The sequence below is a fragment of the Brevundimonas sediminis genome, assembly GCF_048799765.1.
Taxonomy (GTDB): Bacteria; Pseudomonadota; Alphaproteobacteria; order Caulobacterales; family Caulobacteraceae; genus Brevundimonas.
The window spans coordinates 18,093-34,661 of sequence record NZ_JBLYQK010000025.1 but is presented as its reverse complement, the minus strand read 5'-3'; the positions used below and the strand labels follow the sequence as shown (position 1 = coordinate 34,661).

Annotated in this window: 18 protein-coding genes and 1 pseudogene; 4 read left to right on the top strand and 15 right to left on the bottom strand. The window is 68.3% G+C overall.

Annotated features, from left to right (window positions below):
• From ACLQ7T_RS12815 to ACLQ7T_RS12805, 3 genes and pseudogenes are all read left to right on the top strand, one after another.
• Positions 1 to 213, top strand: a pseudogene (locus ACLQ7T_RS12815) (DEAD/DEAH box helicase); the annotation flags it as partial.
• A gap of 107 nt (positions 214 to 320) precedes the next feature.
• Positions 321 to 1,376: a GGDEF domain-containing protein gene (locus tag ACLQ7T_RS12810; RefSeq protein ID WP_420479770.1), complete on the top strand. Its 1,056-nt coding sequence runs from the start codon at positions 321 to 323 to the stop codon at positions 1,374 to 1,376.
• Positions 1,377 to 1,428: 52 nt separating this feature from the next.
• Positions 1,429 to 2,214 (top strand): lysophospholipid acyltransferase family protein, encoded by a 786-nt coding sequence (locus ACLQ7T_RS12805; RefSeq protein WP_420479769.1) that lies wholly within the window; start codon positions 1,429 to 1,431, stop codon positions 2,212 to 2,214.
• A gap of 101 nt (positions 2,215 to 2,315) precedes the next feature.
• Here ACLQ7T_RS12805 and ACLQ7T_RS12800 read toward each other — a convergent pair whose 3' ends face one another.
• The 12 genes from ACLQ7T_RS12800 to ACLQ7T_RS12745 are packed head-to-tail and all read right to left on the bottom strand — an operon-like array spanning position 2,316 to position 11,964.
• On the bottom strand, positions 2,316 to 3,119 hold the full coding sequence (locus ACLQ7T_RS12800; protein WP_420479768.1) for a MetQ/NlpA family ABC transporter substrate-binding protein: 804 nt from the start codon (positions 3,117 to 3,119) through the stop codon (positions 2,316 to 2,318).
• A gap of 22 nt (positions 3,120 to 3,141) precedes the next feature.
• Entirely contained in the window at positions 3,142 to 3,798 is a 657-nt protein-coding gene (locus ACLQ7T_RS12795; protein WP_420479767.1) for a methionine ABC transporter permease, read from the bottom strand.
• Positions 3,798 to 4,787: a methionine ABC transporter ATP-binding protein gene (locus ACLQ7T_RS12790; RefSeq protein WP_420479766.1), complete on the bottom strand. Its 990-nt coding sequence runs from the start codon at positions 4,785 to 4,787 to the stop codon at positions 3,798 to 3,800. The genes ACLQ7T_RS12795 and ACLQ7T_RS12790 overlap by 1 nt, the downstream gene beginning before the upstream one ends.
• 1 nt (position 4,788) lies before the next feature.
• Positions 4,789 to 5,172: a HesB/IscA family protein gene (locus tag ACLQ7T_RS12785; RefSeq protein ID WP_420479765.1), complete on the bottom strand. Its 384-nt coding sequence runs from the start codon at positions 5,170 to 5,172 to the stop codon at positions 4,789 to 4,791.
• Between the two features lie 8 nt (positions 5,173 to 5,180).
• On the bottom strand, positions 5,181 to 5,585 hold the full coding sequence (locus tag ACLQ7T_RS12780; RefSeq protein ID WP_420479764.1) for an SUF system Fe-S cluster assembly protein: 405 nt from the start codon (positions 5,583 to 5,585) through the stop codon (positions 5,181 to 5,183).
• Complete coding sequence (locus tag ACLQ7T_RS12775) at positions 5,582 to 6,820, bottom strand: aminotransferase class V-fold PLP-dependent enzyme (RefSeq protein WP_420479763.1); 1,239 nt, start codon at positions 6,818 to 6,820, stop codon at positions 5,582 to 5,584. Before ACLQ7T_RS12775 ends, ACLQ7T_RS12780 begins: the two co-directional genes overlap by 4 nt.
• The gene (gene sufD / locus ACLQ7T_RS12770) at positions 6,799 to 7,827 is read right to left on the bottom strand and encodes a Fe-S cluster assembly protein SufD (protein WP_420479762.1); all 1,029 of its coding nucleotides are present in this window, start codon (positions 7,825 to 7,827) and stop codon (positions 6,799 to 6,801) included. The genes ACLQ7T_RS12775 and sufD overlap by 22 nt, the downstream gene beginning before the upstream one ends.
• Positions 7,824 to 8,585, bottom strand: a complete 762-nt coding sequence (gene sufC, locus ACLQ7T_RS12765; RefSeq protein WP_420479761.1) for a Fe-S cluster assembly ATPase SufC — start codon at positions 8,583 to 8,585, stop codon at positions 7,824 to 7,826. The genes sufD and sufC overlap by 4 nt, the downstream gene beginning before the upstream one ends.
• Positions 8,586 to 8,588: 3 nt before the next feature.
• The gene (locus tag ACLQ7T_RS12760; RefSeq protein WP_420479760.1) at positions 8,589 to 8,885 is read right to left on the bottom strand and encodes a hypothetical protein; all 297 of its coding nucleotides are present in this window, start codon (positions 8,883 to 8,885) and stop codon (positions 8,589 to 8,591) included.
• Positions 8,882 to 10,348, bottom strand: coding sequence for a Fe-S cluster assembly protein SufB (gene sufB / locus ACLQ7T_RS12755; RefSeq protein WP_420479759.1), 1,467 nt, complete (start codon positions 10,346 to 10,348; stop codon positions 8,882 to 8,884). Before sufB ends, ACLQ7T_RS12760 begins: the two co-directional genes overlap by 4 nt.
• A gap of 3 nt (positions 10,349 to 10,351) precedes the next feature.
• On the bottom strand, positions 10,352 to 11,491 hold the full coding sequence (locus ACLQ7T_RS12750) for a cysteine desulfurase family protein (RefSeq protein ID WP_420479758.1): 1,140 nt from the start codon (positions 11,489 to 11,491) through the stop codon (positions 10,352 to 10,354).
• A complete protein-coding gene (locus ACLQ7T_RS12745) occupies positions 11,488 to 11,964 on the bottom strand; it encodes an Rrf2 family transcriptional regulator (RefSeq protein WP_420470961.1) in 477 nt (158 codons plus the stop codon). The genes ACLQ7T_RS12750 and ACLQ7T_RS12745 overlap by 4 nt, the downstream gene beginning before the upstream one ends.
• A 161-nt stretch (positions 11,965 to 12,125) precedes the next feature.
• On the opposite strand from ACLQ7T_RS12745, the gene ACLQ7T_RS12740 reads away from it, so the two are divergent.
• On the top strand, positions 12,126 to 12,776 hold the full coding sequence (locus ACLQ7T_RS12740; RefSeq protein WP_420470962.1) for an alpha/beta hydrolase: 651 nt from the start codon (positions 12,126 to 12,128) through the stop codon (positions 12,774 to 12,776).
• Between the two features lie 303 nt (positions 12,777 to 13,079).
• On the opposite strand, the gene ACLQ7T_RS12735 is transcribed toward ACLQ7T_RS12740, so the two are convergent.
• The 3 genes from ACLQ7T_RS12735 to ahpC all read right to left on the bottom strand — a co-directional run bounded on the left by ACLQ7T_RS12735 (position 13,080) and on the right by ahpC (position 16,469).
• Complete coding sequence (locus ACLQ7T_RS12735) at positions 13,080 to 14,033, bottom strand: DMT family transporter (RefSeq protein ID WP_420479757.1); 954 nt, start codon at positions 14,031 to 14,033, stop codon at positions 13,080 to 13,082.
• A 99-nt stretch (positions 14,034 to 14,132) separates the two neighbouring features.
• Positions 14,133 to 15,719 (bottom strand): alkyl hydroperoxide reductase subunit F, encoded by a 1,587-nt coding sequence (gene ahpF, locus ACLQ7T_RS12730; protein ID WP_420479756.1) that lies wholly within the window; start codon positions 15,717 to 15,719, stop codon positions 14,133 to 14,135.
• A 186-nt stretch (positions 15,720 to 15,905) separates the two neighbouring features.
• Positions 15,906 to 16,469: an alkyl hydroperoxide reductase subunit C gene (gene ahpC, locus ACLQ7T_RS12725; RefSeq protein WP_420479755.1), complete on the bottom strand. Its 564-nt coding sequence runs from the start codon at positions 16,467 to 16,469 to the stop codon at positions 15,906 to 15,908.
• Positions 16,470 to 16,569: the final 100 nt, after the last annotated feature.

Here is a 16,569-nt window from a genome sequence, read left to right as displayed (position 1 = left end):
GAGACGACCGCCCCCGTCGAGGCCGTCCAGGCGGTCGTCGAAGCCGTCGAGGCGGACGCCCCTCCCGCCCGTGAGCCCCGCCGGGGTCGCGGGAAGGGCGGCGAGCGCAAGACGGCCGCCACGCCCGAGGCGCCGCGCGCGGGCAACGGCCGTCCGTTCGGCGACGCCGACGTCCCGGCCTTCCTCCGTCGCCCGATCCCGGCCCGCGGCTGAGCTTTTCGGCGCGAGTCCGGCCAGACTTAACCTCGCGTTACCTATCCTCCCCTAGCGTGTCGCCCGCGTCGCCCGACAGAGGCGATACGCAGGGGGAAGAATTCCGCATGGCCTCATCCGTCGAGACCACAGTCCGGGGACCGGACGCCTACAGCCTGTCCCGTCGTGTGATCGACGAAATGGAAGCGGCCGGCGTCTGGCCGACGCCGCTCAATTTTGAACTCTGGCTCCACTATCTCGGCGACCCGGAAAGCGCGCTCGGTCGCGAGATCCAGCGCCTTCTGTCGACCAAGGAGCCCTTCACCGAGGCGACCGCCGACATGCTGGCCGCCGAGTACCTCCCGCGCGGGCGCCTGACCGAGGAGATCCGCGACGCCGGCCTGGTGCTGGACCGCGAGCTGTCCAGCGTGGCCGAGGCCATCTCGCGCGCCCACAAGTCCCAGTCCGCCTATGGCCAGACCCTGGACAAGGCCGCGACCAGCATCGAGACCGCCGGTGACGGCGCCGCCCTCAAATCCATCGTCGGCAACCTGACCACGGCGACCCGCCGGGTCCAGCGCGAGAACGAGACGCTCGAGAAGCGCCTCGACGCCTCCACCCGCGAGGTCTCCCGCCTGCGCGAGCACCTCGAGCAGGTGCGGCGCGACGCCATGACCGACGCTCTTACCAATCTGGCCAATCGCAAGGCCTTCGACGAGCACCTGGCCGCCGCCTGCGAACAGGCCGGCGAAGGCCAGACGCCGATCCTGGCGGTTCTGGACGTCGACCATTTCAAGCGCTTCAACGACACCTGGGGTCATCAGACCGGCGATCAGGTCCTGCGCTACGTCGCCAGCGTCATCGGCCGCTTCGGCGCCCCGCCCCGCGTCGCCGCCCGCTACGGCGGAGAGGAGTTCGCCATCATCTTCCCGCAGGAAGACAGCCGGCAGGTCGCCACGGCGCTGGAGGCCATCCGCAAGGAAATCGGCTCCCGCTCCCTGCGGCGGCGGTCGACCAATGACGATCTGGGCGCCGTGACGGTCTCGGCCGGTTTCGCCGTTCGTCGTCCCGGCGAGAGCGCGTCCGCCCTCCTCGAACGCGCCGACGCGGCCCTGTATGCGTCCAAGCGCGCGGGCCGGAACCGGGTGACAGCCTCCGAGTCGCTCGAGCAGGCCGCCGCCTGATCCGCCCCCGTCCGGCGGTTGGCGCCGGGCCAATTCGTGGCACAGTCCGCTGATGCGCAGCTTCGCCTTCGCGATCGCCTACTGGTCGCTGTCCATCCTCTACACCCTCGCCGCCTGCGTCGCGGCGCTGGCGCCCGGGCGCAAGGCGACCGGCTGGATCATCCGCCGCTACGTCCGGCGCATGGTCCAGGCCATGCGGGTGCTGGCGGGCATCCATATCCGGTACCGGGGCGAGGATCGCCTGCCGCAGGGCGCCTTCATCATTGCGTCCAAGCACCAGAGCTGGGGCGACGGCTTCGCCACCTACGACCGCTTCCAGGATCTGGCCTTCGTCACCGGCGACCATCTGGAGAAGTTTCCGCTGCTGGGCACGGTCCTGCGCAAGCTGGGCGCCATCGTGGTGAACAACTGCGGCGGCCGCGCCGCCCGCGAGGCCCTGAAACACCGCGCCGCCGACGCCCACGCCGAGGGCCGCAGGATCCTCATCTACCCCGAGGGCAATCTGGCCAAGGTCGGCGAGAAGTTCCGCTACCGCTCGGGCGTCTGGCACATGTACCGCGACTTCGACATGCCGGTCGTGCCCGTCGCCACCAACCTGGGCCTCTTCTGGCCGCAGGAGGCGTTCGAGAAGCACCCGGGCACGGCCACGCTGGAGTTCCTCGACCCCATCCCCGTCGGCCTGCCCAAGGACGAGTTCCTGGCCCGGCTGGAGGCCGCCGTCGAGGGCCGCACCGCCCAACTGATCGCCGAGGCCACGGGCGCGCCGGTCACGCCCGCCGTTCAGGTGCCGACGCCGGATGAGGTGCGGAAAGCGCAATGCGCAGGGATTAGGGACTAGGGATTAGGGATTAGAGATCAGACGGTTAGAGGGTCACCCCGGCAGCTGACGCGCGCCGAAACAACCTAATCCCTGATCCCTGGTCCCTAATCCCTCGCCGCCTAGGCAGCCGGAATCACCGCCCCGTCGTATTTCCGCGCGATGAAGTCCTTCACCGCCTGGCTGCGCAGGGCCCGGGCCAGGGCCTGCACCCGCGCGTCGTTCTGGCTCTCCGGGCGCGACACCAGATAGTTGATGTAGGGGCTGTTCGCCCCTTCCAGCGACAGTGCGTCGGTGCGCGGCTTGAGTCCGGCGTCGAGCGCATAGTTGGTGTTGATCACCGCCGCATCCACCTGGGGCAGGATGCGCGGGATGGTCGCCGCCTCGACTTCCCGGAACTGGAAATCCTTCGGGTTGCTGATGATGTCCCCCACGGTCTGCAGCGGATTCTCGCCGTCGCGCAGACGGATCAGACCCGCCGATTGCAGCAGCAGCAGCGAGCGCCCGGTGTTCGAGGCGTCGTTCGGCAGCACGATCTGCGCGCCGTTGGGCAGGGCCGCCAACGCGTTGTGCTTCCTCGAATACAGACCCAGCGGCTCGACGTGAACGCCGGCGACCGTCACCAGATTGGTCCCGCGCGCGGCGTTGAACTCGTCCAGATAGGGCTTGGTCTGGAAGTAGTTCACATCCAGCCGGCTCTCGGCCAGCTGGACGTTCGGCTGGACGTAGTCGTTGAACACCTTGATCTCGATCGGCACGCCCTCGGCGGCGAGGATCGGCTTCACGATCTCAAGGATTTCCGCGTGCGGCACGGCGGTCGCGCCGACGATCAGGGCGTCGCCCTCCCCGGCCTTCTCGCCGCCCGCGCCACAGGCAGCGAGCGTCAGGACGGCGGCGGCGGAGAGCAGAAGCGAACGACGGATCATGGCTTGAGCCTTTCAGGGGCGGTCAGCGGTGGGAGACGGCGGTGACCAGACGGTCGCCGATCATCTGAAGGATTTGCACCAGCACCAGCAGCAGGACGACGGTCACCACCATGACGTCCGTCTGGAAGCGCTGATAGCCGAAACGCACGGCCAGGTCGCCCAGACCACCGGCCCCGACCACGCCCGCCATGGCCGTATAGCTGACCAGCGCAATCGCGGTGACGGTGGCCCCGGCGATGACGCCCGGCAGGGCTTCCGGCAGCAGGGCGCGGGTGACGATCTGGAAGGTCGAGCCGCCCATGGCCTGCGTCGCCTCGACCACGCCCTTGTCCACCTCGCGCAGGGCCGTCTCGACCAGACGGGCATAGAAGGGCGCCGCCCCGACGACCAGCGGCGGAATGGCCCCGGCCACGCCCAGCGAGGTCCCGACCAGCAGCACCGTCACCGGCAACATGACGATCAGAAGGATGATGAAGGGCACCGAGCGCAGCACGTTCACCACGAGCGACAGCACCGCGTTCAGCACCGGATTGGCGGCCAGCCGCCCCTTGCCCGACAGATACAGCAGCACGCCCAGCGGCACGCCCAGCACCACCGTCAACGCCAGCGATCCGCCCAGCATCAGCAGGGTGTCGATGGTCGCCCGGCCGATCTCGGTCCAGTCCACATTCTCGAACATCAGGCGGCCTCCACCCTGACGCCACGGTCGGTCAGTTGCGCCATCGCCGCCCCGGCGTCGCCGCCGGTGAAGGCCACGACCAGCTGGCCATAGGGCTCGCCCCGGATGCGGCTGATGCGGCCCGACAGGATCGAATAGTCCACGCCCACCGACCGCGCGACGCGGCTCAACTCGGGCTCATAGGTCGAGGCGCCGCGGAAGGTCAGCTTCGCCAGTCTGGCCCCGGCGGGCACGACGGAGGCGTCGAACGCCTCCTCGCCCTCGGCCAGCATGGCCTGCGTCACCGGATGCTGCGGATGCAGGAAGACGTCCGCCGTCGCGCCCTGCTCGACGATTCGACCGTCCTTCAGCACGGCCACGCGATCACAGACCCGGCGCACCACCTCCATCTGGTGGGTGATCAGCACGATGGTCAGGCCCAGCTCGCGGTTCAGCTGATCCAGCAGGGTCAGGATGTCCTCGGTCGTCTCCGGGTCCAGCGCACTCGTCGCCTCGTCGCACAGCAGGACCGAAGGCCCGCAGGCCAACGCCCGGGCGATGCCCACCCGCTGCTTCTGCCCGCCCGACAATTGGGCCGGATGCTTGTTCGCATGCTCCGACAGGCCCAGTCGCGCCAGCAGCTCGCCCACCCGGGCCTTCACCTCGGCCTCGGGCCGTCCTTCCAGACGCAGCGGGAAGGCCACGTTGTCGAAGATGGTCTTGGCGTTCAGCAGGTTGAAATGCTGGAAGATCATGCCGATCCGGCGGCGCGCGGCGCGCAGCTCGGCCGGGTTCAGGGCGGTGATCTCCTGCCCGTCCACGAACACCTTGCCCGCGTCCGGCGTCTCCAGCCGGTTGATGGTCCGGATCAGGGTCGACTTGCCGGCGCCCGAGCGACCGACCACGCCGAACACCTCGCCCCGGGCGATCTCCAGATCGGCGCCGTCCAGCGCCACGCGCTCGCCCGCCGCGCTGCGATAGCGACGGGTCACCCCCTCAAGGCGGATCATGTCAGTCGGCCTTCAGAGGGGTGATGGTGACGCTCTCGCCACAGCCACAGGCGTCCGTCTGGTTCGGATTCCGGAACACGAATTTCGACGCCAGCTTCGTCGTCTCGAAATCGATCTCCGACCCGATCAGATACAGCACCGCCTTGCCGTCGATCACGACCGTCGCGCCCTTGTCGGTCACCACCTCGTCCAGCGGACCCACCTCCTCGGCGAAGCCGAAGGTGTATTCCTGCCCGGCGCAGCCGCCGTTCTTGATGCCCACGCGCAGACCCTTCACCGGCTTGTCGGCGGTCAGCTCGATCACGCGCGCGGCGGCGGCGTCCGTCAGGGTGACGATCGCGGGACGCGGGCGGCGCGGGCGGGGCGTGGCTTGCAGTTCGCTCATCCCGGGCCTCAGAACATATTGAGCGCGAGCTTGGCCTCGTCGCTCATCTTGGAGGGATCCCACGGCGGGTCGAACACGATCTCGGCGCGGGCCGAACGGATGCCCTCGACCTTCATCACCGCCTGCTCGACCCAGATCGGCATTTCGCCGGCCACCGGACAGCCCGGCGCGGTCAGGGTCATCTCGACCTGCACGTCGCGCTCGTCCGACAGATCGACCTTGTAGATCAGGCCCAGCTCATAGATGTCGACCGGGATTTCCGGGTCGAACACCGTCTTCAGCGCCTCGATGATGCCGTCGGTCAGGTGATCCAGCTCCTGCTGGCTGATCTTGCCCGAGGCCACGGCGGCGGCGCGGCCGCCATCGTCTTCCGCGACGGTCGGGGCTTCAGCAGGGGTCGTCTGGTCGGTCATGCAAAGAACTCACGCGCCTTGATCAGGGCGTCGGCGAAGGCGTCGGCGTCCTCAAGGGTGTTATATAGGGCGAAGCTGGCCCGGGCGCTCGACGTCAGGCCAAATCGTCTGGCCAGCGGCTCGGCGCAGTGCAGACCGGCCCGCACGGCGACGCCGTAGCGGTCCATCACCTGCGCGATGTCATGGGCGTGCGCGCCCTCGACGGTGAAGGTCAGGATGGCCCCCTTCCCTTCCGCCTCGCCGATCACCTTCAGCCAGTTCACGCCCTCCAGCCGCGCCCGGGCGTGGGCGTACAGCGCCCGCTCGTGCGCATCGACGGCCGCCTTGTCGTACTGGCCCAGCCACTCGATGGCCGCCCCCAGTCCGATGGCCTCCAGGATCGGCGGCGTGCCCGCCTCGAACCGGTGCGGCGGCTTCGCGTAGGTCACGCGCTCCATCTCGACCGTCTCGATCATCTCGCCCCCGCCCTGGTAGGGCGGCAGGGCGTCCAGCGCGGCGGTCGTGCCGTACAGCGCCCCGATGCCGGTCGGGCCGTACAGCTTGTGCCCGGTGAAGGCGTAGAAGTCGCAGCCGATGGCCTGCACGTCCGGCAGGCCGTGCACCGCCCCCTGGCAGCCGTCGATCAGCACCCGCGCGCCCACGGCGTGGGCCATCCGCGTGATCTCGGCCACAGGATTGATGGTGCCCAGCACGTTCGACATGTGGGTCACCGCGACGATCTTCGTCTTCGGCCCCAGCAGGTCAGCGTAGGCCGCCATGTCCAGCGACCCGTCGTCCAGCAGCGGGATCCACTTCAACACCGCCCCGCGCCGCTCGCGCAGCAGGTGCCAGGGCACGATGTTGGAGTGGTGCTCCATCTGGCTGACGATGATCTCGTCGCCCGGCTGGATGGACTGGCCCAGGCTGGAGGCCACCAGATTGATCGCCTCGGTCCCGCCCTTGGTCCAGACGATGTTATCCGGCCCCTCGGCGTTCAGGAACCGCGCCACGCTCTCGCGCGCCGCCTCGAAGGCCTCGGTCGTCTCATTGGCCAGGGTGTGCAGGCCGCGATGGACGTTGGCGTAGCTCCCCTCCATCGCCGCCGTCAGGGCGTCGATCACCGCCCGCGGCTTCTGCGCCGAGGCGGCCGAGTCCAGATAGACCAGCGGCTTGCCGTTCACCGTCCGCGACAGGATCGGGAACTGGGCACGGGCGGCGTAGGGATCAAAGCGGGTCACAGACGCTCCGTCAGCCATGCCCTCGCCACCTCTCTCGCGCCCTCGTGCGCGATGCGGTCCACGACCTCGATCAGGAAGGCCTCGACCAGCAGGGCGCGGGCCTCATCGGCCGGGATGCCGCGCTGCTGCATGTAGAACAGGGCCGCCTCGTCCAGATTGCCGACGGTGTTCCCGTGCGCGCACTGGACGTCGTCGGCGTAGATGATCAGCTCCGGCTTGGCGTCGATCTCGCCGCGCTCGCCGAGGATCAGGGCATGGTGCTGCATACGGGCGTCGGTGCCGTCGGCGCCGCGCTCGACGATGATCTTGCCCTGGAAGACGCCGCGCGCCGTGTCGCGCACCACGCCCTTGGTCATCTGGCTGGTCAGGCCGTCGGCCGCCACGTGATCCACCACCGTGGTCAGGTCCGCGTGCCGCTCGCCCGACAGGGCGTAGGCGCCGTCCAGTCGCACATCGGCGCCCTTCGCCGCATGCCGCAGCAGGGTCTCGAAACGCTGCAGCTTCGCCCCCGTGGTCAGCACGGTCTGGCGATAGACCCCGCCCGGCTCGACCCGCACCTCGGCGCGGGTGATCGAGATCGCGTCCGCCGGCTCGTTGACCAGCACCACCCGGATCACCTCGGCCCCGCGCGCCACATCCAGCTCCAGCCGGTTGTGCGCCACATAGGCCGAACCCTTGCCCTCATGCGTCTCCAGCAGCAGCAGCTTCGCCCCGGCGCGGGTCGACAGGCGCGCCGTCGCGGCGTGGCCCGTGCCCTCGGCCTTCGAGATGAAGCGCAGGCGCACGGTCTTCGCCCCCGCCACATCCAGGACGCTGTCCTCGACCGCCCGGCCGTTGACGAAGACCATGGCCGCGCCGCCCAGGCTCTCGAACGGTCCGCCGCCGACCACCGGCACGGACGCCGGCGGCGACGGCGCGGGCGCCTCGCGCAGGACTTTCCGAAGGTCCGAGTATTTCCACGCCTCCACCCGCCGCGACGGGAAGCTGGACGCGTCCTTCAGATCAATGAGCGGAAGCGCGTTCACGCCGCCCCCTCGAGTTCAGGCGCCACGTACTTGTCATAGCCCTCGGCCTCGAGCTGCAGGGCCAGCTCCGGGCCGCCCGAGGCGACGATGCGGCCGGCGGCCAGCACGTGCACCCGGTCGGGTTTGATGTAGTCCAGCAGACGCTGGTAGTGGGTGATCACCAGCATCGACCGCTCCGGCGACCGCAGGGCGTTCACGCCTTCCGACACGATGCGCAGGGCGTCGATGTCCAGACCCGAGTCCGTCTCGTCCAGGATCAGCAGCGACGGCTCCAGCAGGGCCATCTGCAGGATTTCCATCCGCTTCTTCTCGCCGCCCGAGAAGCCGACGTTCAACGGACGCTTCAGCATCTCGAAGTCCATCTTCAGCGCCGCCGACGCCGCCCGCACCAGCTTCAGGAAGGCGGGGGCCGAGACCTCCTCCTCGCCACGCGCGCGCTTCTGGGCGTTCAGGGCGGTGCGGATGAAGGTCATCGCCGGCACGCCGGGGATCTCCAGCGGATACTGGAACGACAGGAAGACGCCCCTGGCCGCGCGCTCCGCCGGATCGAGCTCCAGCAGGTCGGCGCCGTTCCACTGGACCGAGCCTTCGGTCGCCTCATAGCCCGGACGGCCCGACAGGGCGTAGCCCAGCGTCGACTTGCCCGCCCCGTTCGGCCCCATGACGGCGTGCACCTCGCCCGCCGGCACTTCGAGCGTCAGCCCCTTGAGGATCGGCTTCTCGCCGACGGTGACGTGGAGGTTGGAGATGGAGAGCATTTTCTAATCTTCAGTCTTGGTCAGCGGGGCGCAGCGTTGGCATACCGCCGAGAAGCGCGACGAAATCGGCGCAAGGCCACTACGAAGATCATCCAGATCCTCGCTGGCGAACTTGGTGTAATCCCGCTCCGTGTAGGCGCCGGGTACACCTTGGACACGTCCGTCAATCGACGGGCAGCTGGCCCGGTGCAGAACCAGATACTCGGAGGTCGGGCTGCGACGGCTGTTCACAACGAACCCATTCGAGTGCCCGGAAATCCAGCCCAGATACTCATCATCGCTACTATCGAAGCGGATCACCCCACGCTCCCTTCAAGACTGATCGCCACCAGCTTCTGCGCTTCCACCGCGAACTCCATCGGCAGTTCCTGCAGCACGTCGCGGACGAAGCCGTTGACCAGCAGGGCCACCGCCTCCTCCTCCGACAGGCCGCGCTGCTGGGCGTAGAACAGCTGGTCCTCGCTCAGGCGGGTGGTGGTCGCCTCATGCTCCAGCTGGGCCGAGCCGTTGCGGGCCTCGATGTAGGGAATGGTGTGCGAGCCGCAGTCCTTGCCGATCAGCAGGCTGTCGCACTGGGTGAAGTTGCGCACGCCCGTCGCCTTGGGGTGCACCGACACCTGACCGCGATAGGTCGAGTCCGACTTGCCCGCCGAGACCGCCTTGGCGATGATCCGCGACTTCGAATTCTTGCCCAGATGGATCATCTTGGTGCCGGTGTCGGCCTGCTGATGTCCGTTGGTGATAGCGATCGAATAGAACTCGCCCGAGCTCTCCTCGCCCTTCAGGATGCAGGACGGATATTTCCAGGTGACGGCCGAGCCGGTCTCCACCTGGGTCCAGCTGACCTTCGACCGGTCGCCGCGGCAGTCCGCGCGCTTGGTGACGAAGTTGTAGATGCCGCCCTTGCCCTCGGCGTCGCCGGGGTACCAGTTCTGGACGGTCGAGTATTTCACCTCGGCGTCGTCCAGCGCCACGATCTCGACCACCGCCGCATGCAGCTGGTTCTCGTCGCGCATTGGGGCCGTACAGCCTTCCAGATACGAGACGTAGCTGCCCTTGTCGGCGATGATCAGGGTCCGCTCGAACTGGCCGGTCTGGGACGCATTGATCCGGAAATAGGTCGACAGCTCCATCGGGCAGCGCACGCCCGGCGGGATGTAGACGAACGATCCGTCGCTGAAGACCGCGCTGTTCAGCGCCGCGAAATAGTTGTCCGACACCGGCACGACCGAACCCAGATACTGACGCACCAGCTCAGGATGTTCGCGCACGGCCTCGGAAATCGGCATGAAAATGACGCCGACCTTGGCCAGCTCGGCCTTGAAGGTCGTGACCACGCTGACGCTGTCGAACACGGCGTCCACCGCCACCTTCGGCGCGCCCTGCACCCCCGCCAGCACCTCCTGCTCCTTCAGCGGAATGCCCAGCTTGGCGTAGACTTCCAGCAGCTCCGGATCGACCTCGTCGAGGGACTTCGGCCCCTCCTTCTTCACCGGCGCGGCGTAATAATACAGGTCCTGATAGTCGACCGGCTCATACTTCACCGCCGCCCAGGTCGGCTCCTCCATGGCCTGCCAGCGCTCGAAGGCGGCCAGCCGCCATTCCAGCATCCACTCCGGCTCGCCCTTCTTCTCTGAGATGAAGCGCACGATGTCGGCGTTCAGCCCCTTGGGCGCGAACTCCTGCTCGATGTCCGAGGTGAAGCCGTGCGCATACTTCTCCAGCGCGGCGACAGCGTCGACGGTTTCCTGAACGGCGGCCATAACTTACGCGACTTCCTTCGCGCGTTCGCTGACGCGCGTCTTGTGCTTTTCCCACGCCGCGATCCAGGCGTCGGCGAACCGGATCCAGTCCTGTTCGGTGGTGCCCCAGCCGCCCGAGACCCGCACCCCGCCCGTGGCGAGATCGTGCAGCCCCATGGCGCTGATGGCCTTGGACGGCCTGGTCTTGCCCGAGGAGCAGGCGCTGCCCGCCGAGATCATCACGCCCGCCAGATCCAGGGTGATCAGCTGCTGCGGACTGTCCCAGCCCTCGACCGACATGAACAGGGTGTTGGGCAGGCGCTCGACGGTCCCGCCGATGATGGTCGCCCCGGCCGCCTTCACCCGCGCCTCGGCGGCGTCGCGCCAGCTGACGTGGGCCATGGCCTCGTCCAGATCGCGCGCCGCGCAGACCGCCGACACGCCGAAGCCCGTCAGGCCCGGCACATTCTCGGTGCCCGCGCGCAGACCGCGCTCCTGTCCGGCGCCGTGCAGGATGCGCACGGCTTCCCGGCCCGGCTTCAGCACCAACGCGCCGACGCCCTGCGGCCCGCCCAGCTTGTGCGCCGACAGGGTCAGGCTGTCCGCATCCAGCGTGCGCATATCGACCGGGATCTTGCCCGCCGACTGGATGGCGTCGACGTGCAGCCAGCCGCCCGCGGCCCGCACCAGTTTCGCCGCTTCGACGATCGGCTGGATCACGCCGCTTTCGTTGTTCGCATGATGGATGGCGACCACGGCCTTGCCCGGACGCGCCAGCGCCTCGGCCAGCCACGCCAGATCAACCACGCCGTTTCCATCGACCGGCAGCACCTCGACCGGCGCGCCCGAGGCCAGCGCGGCCTCGGCCACGCACGGGTGCTCCGTGGCGCTGACGATCAGCCGCTCGCAGCCGCCCTTCAGCGCGCTGACGATGGCCTGCGCATTGGACTCGGTCCCGCCGGACGAGAAGGTGATGGCGGTCGGATCGGCCCCGACCAACTCGGCCACCTGCGCCCGCGCCGTCTCGATGCGCGCCCGCGCCCGGCGACCGGCGGCGTGCACCGCCGACGGATTGCCGTTGTCGGCCAGGGCCTTCGCCATGGCCTCCTGCACCTCCGGACGCACCAGACCCGAGGCGTTGTAGTCCAGATAGACGCCGCTCATGCCGCCGCCTCCATGCCCGACGCCATCGCCCGGCGCCGCGCGCCGGTCCGGCGCATCACCACATCCTCCAGCGACACCGCCGCCAGATAGGCGTGAATCTCGGCGCCCAGGTCTTCCCACAGGTCGTGGGTGATGCAGCGTTCGCCGCCCAGCATGCAGCCCTTGGGCGTGCCGTGGGCCGCGCAGCGCGTCGCCCGGATCGGCTCGTCCACGGCCAGCACGATATCGGCGACCATGGTCGCCTCGGGGCCCTGCGACAGGCGGTAGCCGCCGCCCGGGCCGCGCACGCTGGACACCAGCCCGCTCTTGCGCAGACGGGCGAACAACTGCTCCAGATAGCTCAGGGAAATCTCCTGCCGGGTGGCGATTTCGGCCAGCGAAACCGCCCGTGTCTGGCCGCCGGCGTCCCGTCCGTTCCGGGCCAGATCGGCCATCGCCATCACGGCGTATCGTCCCTTGGTCGACAGACGCATCGCACACCCTCAAAAATCGCGCGCTTTTCGGGGCTCCTGTGCTAGAACCCGCGCCTTCGCAAAGGCGTCGACGCGCGCGGTGGACTTAGAAAGTCCTACTCACGCGGTCAAGTATTACGCAGCTGCGAAAAGACATTTGAACACGGGAATTCGCTCCGCCCATGCCTGAAGTTATCCTGCCCGGCGCCTCTGGCCGTATCGAAGGCCGCTACTCCCCGGGCAAGCGTCCCAATGCGCCGATCGCGCTGATCCTGCACCCGCACCCCAAGGCCGGCGGGCACATGAACAATCCGGTCGCGGTGACCCTGTACCAGCTGTTCGTGAAGCGCGGCTTCGCCACCCTGCGCTACAACAGCCGTGGCGTGGGCAAGTCGCAGGGCGAGTTCGACTCGGGCATCGGTGAACTGGCCGACGCGGCCACCGCCCTGGACTGGCTGCAGGCCAACAACCCCGCCGCCACCCAGACCTGGGTCGCCGGCTACCAGTTCGGCGCCTACATCGGCATGCAGCTGCTGATGCGTCGCCCGGAAACGGACGGCTTCATCTCGGTCTCGCCGCCGTCGAACATGTACGACTTCTCCTTCCTGGCCCCCTGCCCGGCCTCGGGCCTGTTCCTGCACGGCACCGCGGACACCATCGTCCCGCCGGTCGAGGTCGAGCGCGTGGTCAACAAGCTGCGCACCCAGAAGGGCATCGTCATCGACTACGAACTGGAAGAGGGCGCCAGCCACTTCTGGCAGGACCACATGGGCGCGGTCGAAACCCGCGTCGGCGCCTATCTGGACAAGCGCCTGGAAGAGAAGCCGGCGTAAGCAGCAGTCCCCTCTCCCTATGGGGGAGGGTTTCTCGGGCTTACGTCCAATTCTGACGCACCGGCATGCCACACTGCATCCCGGTCTTTGACATCGCGGTCCGTGACGCTCCCCCCGGGTTGAGCATCGGCTGAATGCCCCGCCGCACCGGACAACGCGCCGAGCCCCGTCGCTCGGCTCGCGGCGTCGTGCCCCGAACCGTCCTTCACGGTTGAAACGACCACCTGTCACCCCGCTTCACGGGAAAAAGTGCACGATGTGCACTCCATTTTCCCGGGAGTGCACTTTTTCCCGCCAGACGAGTCAGTGCTCGCCTTCCACCACCGCAACAGCGGTCGACCGGTGGGCCCTCACGCACCACAGCACGCTGACCACCATCATCAGCATGGCCACGATCTCGATAACCGTCGGCCCCCGCCCCTCCCACAGATAGCCGTAGGCGAAGGCGAACAGGGTCTCGAACACGATCATCTGGCCCAGCATGGACAGGGGCAGCAGGCGGCTGGCCTGATTCCAGAAGGCGTTGCCGACGATGGAGGCCAGGATGGCCACTCCCATGCTGGCCGCCGCCAGCCGGGCCCACTGGTCGGCGCTCTGGCCGCTGGCCTCGACCACCGCCGGGACGGCCAGCAGCAGGGCGAAGCCGCCCGTCACCACGCCGGTCAGCAGGGACCAGTCATGGGCGCTGACCTGCGGCAGACGCGCCATCCAGCGGCTGTTGCCGATCGCATAGGCCGACCAGCTGACCAGCGCCGCCAGCGCGCAGCCCAGGCCGATCAGCACCTGCCCGACGTCGCGGCTCAGCGCCTCGCGCGACAGGCTTTCCCAGCCGATCAGCCCCACCGCCAGCGCGGCCAGCAGGATCGGCGGCCCGACCCGGCGCAGGGGCGGCGCGTCCGGGTCCTTCAGGCCCCAGACCGCCACCAGCACCGGCACCATGCCGACGATCAGGGCCGAGGCGGCCACACCGGCGAAATGCACCCCGACCACCAGGAACAGGTAGTAGACGATGTTCCCCGCCAGGCTCAGCCAGGCCAGCGCCCGCCAGGCCTTCCAGTCCAGCAACGGGGCTACCTTCGTCCAGCGCGGCGCCAGCAGGGCCGCCGCCAGCAGGCCATAGGCCAGATAGCGTCCGGCGCTCATCAGCATCGGAGAGGCGTCCGGCGCGAACTTGGGCGCCAGGAAGACCAGCCCCCACAGGGCCCCGGCCCCGAGGCCGCAGCCGACCCCGGCCAGACGTGTGTTCAATCCCGACATGGCCCTGCCCTACCCCGCCGGCTCCGCTTGTCCAACAGCGGACACAACAAAGCCCCGGCGCGCGAACGCCGGGGCTCCGGTTCTTCAGCCGAAAGAGGCTCAGGCGGCCTCGACCGCCTCTTCCGCCGGCACCGTGCGGATCAGGTAGTCGAAGGCCGACAGCGCCGCCTTCGAGCCCTCGCCCATGGCGATGACGATCTGCTTGTACGGCACGGTCGTCGCGTCGCCGGCGGCGAAGATGCCCGGCTGGCTGGTCTCGGCCCGATGGTCGATCTCGATCTCGCCACGCGGCGACAGGGCCACCGCCCCGTGCAGCCACTCGGTGTTGGGCACCAGACCGATCTGGACGAAGACGCCCTCCAGCTCGACATCGTGGCGGGTGTCCGCGTTCCGGTCCTTGTACGACAGGCCCGTCACCTTCTCCCCGTCCCCGTGGACCTCGGTGGTCAGGGCCGAGGTGATGATCTTCACGTTCGGCAGGCTGGCCAGCTTGCGCTGCAGCACCGCATCGGCCCGCAGTTCGCTGTCGAACTCGATCAGGGTCACATGGGCCACCAGACCGGCCAGATCGATCGCCGCCTCGACGCCCGAGTTGCCGCCGCCGATCACCGCCACCCGCTTGCCCTTGAACAGCGGGCCGTCGCAGTGCGGGCAGTAGGCCACGCCGCGGTTCTTGTACTCCTGCTCGCCCGGCACGTTCATCTGCCGCCAGCGGGCGCCGGTCGACAGGATGACGGTGCGCGACTTCAGGCTGGCGCCGTTCTCCAGCACCACCTCGTGAAGCCCGCCCTCGACCTTGGCCGGGATCAGCTTGCGCGCCGTCTGCAGGTTCATGATGTCCACCTCATACTCGCGGACATGCTGCTCCAGATGGGCGGCCAGCTTCGGCCCCTCGGTGTGGGGCACCGAGATGAAGTTCTCGATGGCCATGGTGTCCAGCACCTGGCCGCCGAACCGCTCGGCGGCGATGCCAGTGCGGATGCCCTTGCGGGCCGTATAGATGGCTGCGGCCGCGCCGGCCGGGCCGCCGCCGATGACCAGAACGTCGAACGGGTCCTTGGCCTTCAGCTTCTCGGCCGCCTTGCCCTCGGCGCCCTTGTCGATCTTCGCGACGATCTGCTCCAGCTCCATCCGGCCCTGGCCGAACAGCTCGCCGTTCAGGAAGACGGTCGGCACGGCCATGACCTTGCGCTCGTCGACCTCGTCCTTGAACAGGCCGCCCTCGATGGCGACGTGCTTGATGCGCGGGTTCAGCACGCTCATCAGGTTCAGGGCCTGAACCACATCCGGGCAGTTCTGGCAGGACAGGGAGAAGTAGGTCTCGAAGAGGTAGTCGCCCTCCAGGTCCTTGACCTGCTGGATGACGTCCTGCGCCGCCTTCGACGGATGGCCGCCGACGTGCAGCAGGGCCAGCACCAGCGAGGTGAACTCGTGGCCCAGCGGGATGCCGGCGAAGCGCACGCCGATGTCGGTGCCCTTGCGGCGGATCAGGAAGCTGGGCTGGCGGGCGTCGTCGAAGTCGCGGCCCATCTCGACCTTGCCGTGCGAGACCGAGACGATCTCCTCCAGCAGTTCCTTCAGCTCCAGCGACTTCGGCCCCGCGCCCAGAGACGCGACCAGCTCCACCGTGTGGACGATGTTCTTGAGGTAGCCTTCGAGCTGGGTCTTCAGGTTGGCGTCGAGCATCGGGTTCTCCTCATAAATCTACTGCGGGATGCGCCGTCCTCCAGCCGCTTCGGGCGAGGACCGGACGCAAAAAGGCCGCGGGGACGGAAACGCTACTCACCCCGCGGCCTCTGCGGACGCCCGACGGATCGGGCGCCTGTGACCGGCGACGCTACTCACGCCGCCGCCGGTCGATGGGGGCGGTCCTTAGATCTTGCCGACGAGGTCGAGCGACGGGGCCAGGGTGGCTTCGCCTTCTTCCCACTTGGCCGGGCAGACTTCGCCCGGGTGAGCGGCGACGTACTGGGCGGCCTTCACCTTGCGCAGCAGCTCGGTCGCGTTGCGGCCGACGCCTTCCGAGGTGATTTCCATGAACTGGATCACGCCTTCCGGATCGACCAGGAAGGTCGCGCGGTCAGCCAGACCGACGCCCGGACGCATGACTCCGAAGTTGTTGGTGATCGTGCCCGACTGATCGCCGACCATGAAGTAGTTGATCTTGCCGATGGCCGGCGACGAGTCATGCCAGGCCTTGTGGCTGAAGTGGGTGTCGGTCGAGACCGAGTACACCTCGACGTTCAGCTTCTGCAGGGTCGGATAGATGCCGGCCAGGTCTTCCAGCTCGGTCGGGCAGACGAAGGTGAAGTCGGCCGGGTAGAAGAAGAAGATGCCCCACTTGCCCTTCACGTCGGCGTCCGAGATCTCGACGAACTTGCCTTCCTTGTAGGCGGTGGCCGTGAACGGCTTGATGGCGGTGTTGATGAGGGCCATGCGGTCAAAATCCATAGGCTGGGGTGGTTGGAGGCCCCTCTCCTATCCGAATCGAACGCATCAGCCCAATCGTTTATTTGCAGATGCACAATAAACTGCG